Raw genomic sequence first — 5,473 nt, 5'->3', positions numbered from 1 at the left:
ATGGTGCCGACTACCGGAATCGAACTGGTGACCTACTGATTACAAGTCAGTTGCTCTACCTACTGAGCTAAGTCGGCATAAGTGGTGCGCATTCTAGTGAATGATTTATTTGCTTGCAATACTTATGCGAAAAAAAATGCCAAATTTCACGTTCTTTTGTTTATTCGATGATTTTTCAAGCGAATTCACGTCTAAACACTAAATATTCCATCTTTCTCGTTTGAATTGTGGCTACCATATTGTATGTTCGCTGGTCTTACTCTAATTTCGACAATTGAGCATGTTATGACCCCATATTTGTCTTTTGATCGCCAACAATGGTCTGAACTTCGCAATTCAGTGCCTATGATGCTGTCAGAAAGTGATCTGCAAGAGTTGCAAGGTATCAATGAGAATTTGACAGTAAAAGAGACAGTAGAAATCTATCTCCCTCTTGCTCGTCTTCTTAATTTGTATGTTGCGGCAAGACAGAGTCGTAATAGCGTGCTTAATCAGTTTCTCGGCAATAAAGAGAGCGCTCCCCCTTTTATCATAGGGATTGCAGGCAGCGTTGCTGTGGGAAAGAGCACTACCGCTCGCTTACTAAGAGCTTTGCTTGCCCGATGGGAAAACCATTCAAAGGTTGAGCTCGTTACGACCGATGGTTTCCTACATCCAAACAGAATATTAGAAGAGCGCGGGATTATGCATAAGAAAGGATTCCCTGAGTCTTATGATATACGCAGCCTTGTTCAATTTGTGTCGGATGTAAAAGCAGGAAAACCGAATGTCGAAGCTCCAGTCTATTCACACCTAACTTATGACATCACGGAGCAAAAGAAAGTTGTAGACCGCCCTGACGTGTTAATCATTGAAGGACTCAATGTTCTACAAAGTGGCATGGATTACCCGCACGACCCTCATCGAGTGTTTATTTCTGATTTTCTTGATTTCTCTATCTATGTCGATGCTGATAGCCAGATGATCGAAAAATGGTATGTTGAACGCTTTATGAAATTCAGAGACAGTGCATTCAAAGAGCCGGGTTCTTATTTCAGCCACTACACTTCATTAAGTACAGAAGAAGCCATCGCAAAAGCGAAACAAATTTGGCATTCAATTAATGGTAAGAACCTACAAGGGAATATTCTTCCAACAAAAGAACGGGCACAACTGATTTTGAAAAAAAGCCTCAACCATACAGTGGAAGAGATACTTCTTCGTAAGTAACGAATAAAAAAGAGGCCTCAGCCTCTTTTTTATTCGTTGTTTCTTAAAGAAATCTCGCCACCGATAAAACTTTTAATACCTTGTTCTGTTTCCAACAAAACACCACCTTGCTCGTCGATACCACGTTCAATTCCTGTGACTTCATTCGTTCCCATGATGAGCTTAACTTTACGCCCGATAAAGTTATCTAAGCGATTCCAGCGTTCTACAAAGTTTTGCATACCGTGAATTTCGTAATTCTTTAACGAAGTATCTAGTGTATTAATAAACTCTGCAGCCAAAACGTTCCGATCAATGTGATCGGTGCCGATCACCTCAGACAAACTTGCCCAAGGCTGATCGATAGCAGAGTTAGGATCTAGCATCGATAAATTCATCCCCATACCGATGACCAAGTGCGCTGCACCACCGGCTTGTCCCGACATCTCGACCAATATGCCAGCCAATTTTCTATCTTGAAAATAAAGGTCGTTCGGCCATTTCAGTTTCACACCTTCCAAGCCCATATTTTCTAGAGCCTCTACCATAGCAACACCAACAACGAGACTAAGCCCCATCGCAGCCGCCATGCCTGCGTCAAGACGCCAGTACATTGATAAATAGAGATTGGCGCCAAATGGCGATACCCAATGGCGTCCACGTCGGCCTCTGCCACTCTCCTGATACTCTGCAATACAAACCGTGCCGGACTGCAAGTTCGAAGTATTATCAATCAAGTACTGATTGGTTGACCCGATTACAGGATGAAGCTCTACCGGATTTGAAACCTTTGATTGAATTAAAGCTTCATCCAACATAATCAGTGGTTGAGACAATTGATATCCTTTCCCTTGAACACGGAAGATATCAACGCCCCACTCCTGAATACCTTTAATATGCTTACTAATCGCCGCACGGGACATCCCAAGATCTTCGCCTAACGATTCTCCTGAGTGAAATGAACCATCAGATAACTTGCTCAGTAACTTTAACTTTACGTCTGGATTTTTCACTCACGATTCTCCAATAAAACGACTCAAATACGTTTCTTTCTCTCGCCCCATGAAACGCACTTCATGTTCCAACAACACACCATAGATCTCTAAGACTTTATTTCGGACTATGCCAGCCAACTCAACGATATCTTGAGCGGTCGCGTTATCTTTGTTAATTAATACTAAAGACTGATTAGGATGAACCTGAGCGCCTCCATGTACAATGCCTTTAAGTCCAGCATGTTCAATTAGCCATCCTGCGGCAAGCTTCACACCATCAGTAACGGGAAAGGCGACAATATCTGGGAATGAAGACTTCAGCATTTCAAAATGCTGCTCAATAACAACGGGATTTTTGAAGAAGCTACCTGCATTTCCTGTTACAGCCGGATTAGGCAATTTTTCACTACGGACCTGACAAACTCGTTCAAATACTTGTTTAGAAGTACAGTTATCACCAAGTTGTTTTAGTGGTCCATAATTAATGTTTGGCTGCCATTGCTTAGTGAGTTTAAGTCCCACGGCGATGACTATCGCCTTATTGTAAAGCTCTTTCTTAAAAATAGAATCTCGGTAACCAAAAGAGCACTCTTCTTTGCTGAGACGCTTAATTTGCAATGAATCTAGACATAAATAGTCAACATAATCACACACATCCTGGAACTCTAGACCATATGCACCAATATTTTGTATCGGTGCGGAACCTGCGCATCCTGGAATCAAAGCCAAGTTTTCCAACCCTGATATATTCTCGTTAATGCTCCATTCAACTAGCTCTGGCCAATCTTCTCCACCCTCAACATGCAAATAATGAAAACCTTCATCTTGGGTGTGTTTAATACCTAGCATACGGTTAACCATAACCAAACCTTGATAGGTTTCCGTGAAAAGCATGTTGCTCCCCTTACCTAACATTAATTTTGGTAGAATTTGAAGCTGCTGCGAACGATACACTTCTTTTAGATCATCAACGGTTTCAATAAATACTAATGTATGGCAAAGCTGCTCAATACCAAAAGTATGATAAGGGGCTAGATTCACATCGTGATGTAGTAGCAAAGGACTATGTAATTGCATGAGACTCTTCAGATAAACTAAACTTCGATTATTCTACAACAGATGCCATGATAAGACACAAATGCCTGAACTCAAGTTTGAACACTTAGATCCAATAAAACTGCCCCTTCTTAAACGCTTCTACAAACAACATTACCCAAGTACTAAACCTAAAAGCGACGAAATATTGATCGTGGCATATAGCGAGTTATCAATGATCGCAGTCGTAAGATTTCGCTCTGTTACCGGATATAGATTGTTAACAGGCATGGCTGTTGATGAATCGAAAAGGGGGAAAGGCATAGGCTCTGAACTACTTAGCTTTTGCGAAAAAGAAATTCTGGCAGACAACGACTTTTGTTTTTCTTACGCGCATCTACAACATTTTTATGAGCAGGCAAGTTTCAAAAAAATAGAAGTTGAAGAACTACCTAATGAACTTAGAACCTTATTTGGTAGGTATAGTCAAAGCGGTAAGAATCTCATTCCAATGCAGTTTTTACCGAGCAGGATTAAGAATAAACAGCTTTTCTAGCCTTTTGTTTAACTAGTTTGGTATTATCCGTAATTCGCACATTTGCAAGTTTGCACATAAGTAAGGTAAAACATTCAAAATGATCGCTCGTAGAAACCCATTCGACCAGCTGCCGACTATTGCGCAAGATCCGAACAAGTTTGCCATTCTCTTCTCCGCCAAAGAATTTCGGACTCATCTCATCGAGTCAATTCGTCAGGCTAGTAAGCGTATTTATCTTGTTGCCCTATATCTCGAAGACGATGAAGCTGGCCGTGAGATCCTTACTGAGCTATTTGAAGCTAAACAACGTAATCCAGGATTAGACATCAACATATGTGTCGATTGGCACCGAGCACAACGCGGTCTAATAGGTAAAGCAGCCTCTGAAGGCAATGCAGCGATATATAAAAAGTTTAACCAAGAGTATCAACATACCATTCCTACGTATGGAATCCCTGTTCGCGGACGTGAAGTGTTTGGTGTATTACACCTGAAAGGTTTTGTTATTGATGACACTGTCATATATAGCGGTGCTAGCTTAAATAACGTTTATCTCCACTACAAAGAGCGTTATCGCTTTGACCGATATCATTCAATTGAAAATGCGACCTTGGCTGACAGTATGGTCAAGTTTGTTCAAGAGGAAATGTTGGCTCATCCAGCGGTAAATGATCTTAGTGCTCAAGATAAGCCTGATACAAAAGAGATAAAAACCGACATCCGACAATTCAGAGCCTCACTAGCTCAGGCCAGTTATAAATTTGAACCGGATGTTGTTGCTCAAGACAAAGTTGCTATTACTCCCATTGTTGGTTTAGGTAAGCGTCGTAACAGACTTAACCAATACATCGTACAACTTATCGCTCAAGCGAAAGATGAAGTATTCATCTGTACACCTTATTTTAATTTCCCAAGAAGTATCGCCAAGGAAGTAAAAAAGGCGCTAAAACGCGGAGTAAAAGTACATATCATCATTGGTGATAAAACAGCAAACGACTTCTACATTTCACCGGAAGAAGAATTCAAGACGATTGGCGGGCTACCTTATCTGTATGAGATAAACCTGCGTCGCTTCGCTAAAGCCAACGAAGCTAATATTGCCAGCCGTAAACTGTCCATTCATCTTTGGAAACACGACGACAATAGCTTCCACTTAAAGGGTATTTGGGTAGACAAGCGTTATATGCTGTTAACGGGAAATAACTTAAATCCTAGAGCATGGAAACTCGACTTAGAAAATGCTCTATTGGTGAAAGATGACTATCACCTTTTAACCAAAGAGTTTACTAAAGAGATCGACAATATTCTGCAACATACACACCTAGTTTGTACATACAGACAATTAGAGAGACTTGAAGACTATCCTGAAGCAGTACAACGCTTAGTACGGAAGATCACTCGTGTGAAAGCGGATAGAGTATTAAAACAAATACTGTAAAAACATAATCAAGAAACCGACACAACTGTGTCGGTTTTTTTATATCTGCAAAATACCATCCTCTACATTCAATATTTGTGTGGTGCTTTTTATATAGGTACAAAGAATGTAATGGTGTAAATTTTGGAATACCTTGCTTAATGGCCAGTTTTCTCTTAAACCAAGAGCAACCAACTGAATTGCCGCTTTGCATTAGTTCACCTTTCTTCAGACGTAAAAAAGCCCCAGTCTTTCGACTGAGGCTTCAAATAGTGGCGGAGCGGACGGGACTCGAACCCG

General features: G+C 40.9%; 5 protein-coding genes and 1 tRNA gene. 3 read left to right on the top strand and 3 right to left on the bottom strand.

Annotated features, from left to right (window positions below):
* Position 1: 1 nt before the first annotated feature.
* Positions 2-77, bottom strand: a tRNA-Thr gene (locus ACRQQK_RS14170).
* A 208-nt stretch (positions 78-285) separates the two neighbouring features.
* On the opposite strand from ACRQQK_RS14170, the gene coaA reads away from it, so the two are divergent.
* On the top strand, positions 286-1,209 hold the full coding sequence (gene coaA, locus ACRQQK_RS14165) for a type I pantothenate kinase (RefSeq protein ID WP_457512464.1): 924 nt from the start codon (positions 286-288) through the stop codon (positions 1,207-1,209).
* A 29-nt stretch (positions 1,210-1,238) separates the two neighbouring features.
* Here coaA and birA read toward each other — a convergent pair whose 3' ends face one another.
* Both birA and murB read right to left on the bottom strand, forming a co-directional pair.
* Complete coding sequence (birA, locus tag ACRQQK_RS14160; RefSeq protein ID WP_457512462.1) at positions 1,239-2,201, bottom strand: bifunctional biotin--[acetyl-CoA-carboxylase] ligase/biotin operon repressor BirA; 963 nt, start codon at positions 2,199-2,201, stop codon at positions 1,239-1,241.
* Positions 2,202-3,260, bottom strand: coding sequence for a UDP-N-acetylmuramate dehydrogenase (gene murB / locus ACRQQK_RS14155; protein WP_457512460.1), 1,059 nt, complete (start codon positions 3,258-3,260; stop codon positions 2,202-2,204).
* A 61-nt stretch (positions 3,261-3,321) separates the two neighbouring features.
* Here murB and ACRQQK_RS14150 point away from each other — a divergent pair, with 61 nt between their 5' ends.
* Both ACRQQK_RS14150 and pssA read left to right on the top strand, forming a co-directional pair.
* A complete protein-coding gene (locus tag ACRQQK_RS14150; RefSeq protein WP_457512458.1) occupies positions 3,322-3,774 on the top strand; it encodes a GNAT family N-acetyltransferase in 453 nt (150 codons plus the stop codon).
* Between the two features lie 79 nt (positions 3,775-3,853).
* Positions 3,854-5,194, top strand: coding sequence for a CDP-diacylglycerol--serine O-phosphatidyltransferase (pssA, locus tag ACRQQK_RS14145; RefSeq protein ID WP_457512456.1), 1,341 nt, complete (start codon positions 3,854-3,856; stop codon positions 5,192-5,194).
* Positions 5,195-5,473 lie beyond the last annotated feature (279 nt).

It is taken from the genome of Vibrio sp. C8 (assembly GCF_054051265.1).
This window is presented reverse-complemented; position numbering and strand designations above follow the sequence as displayed.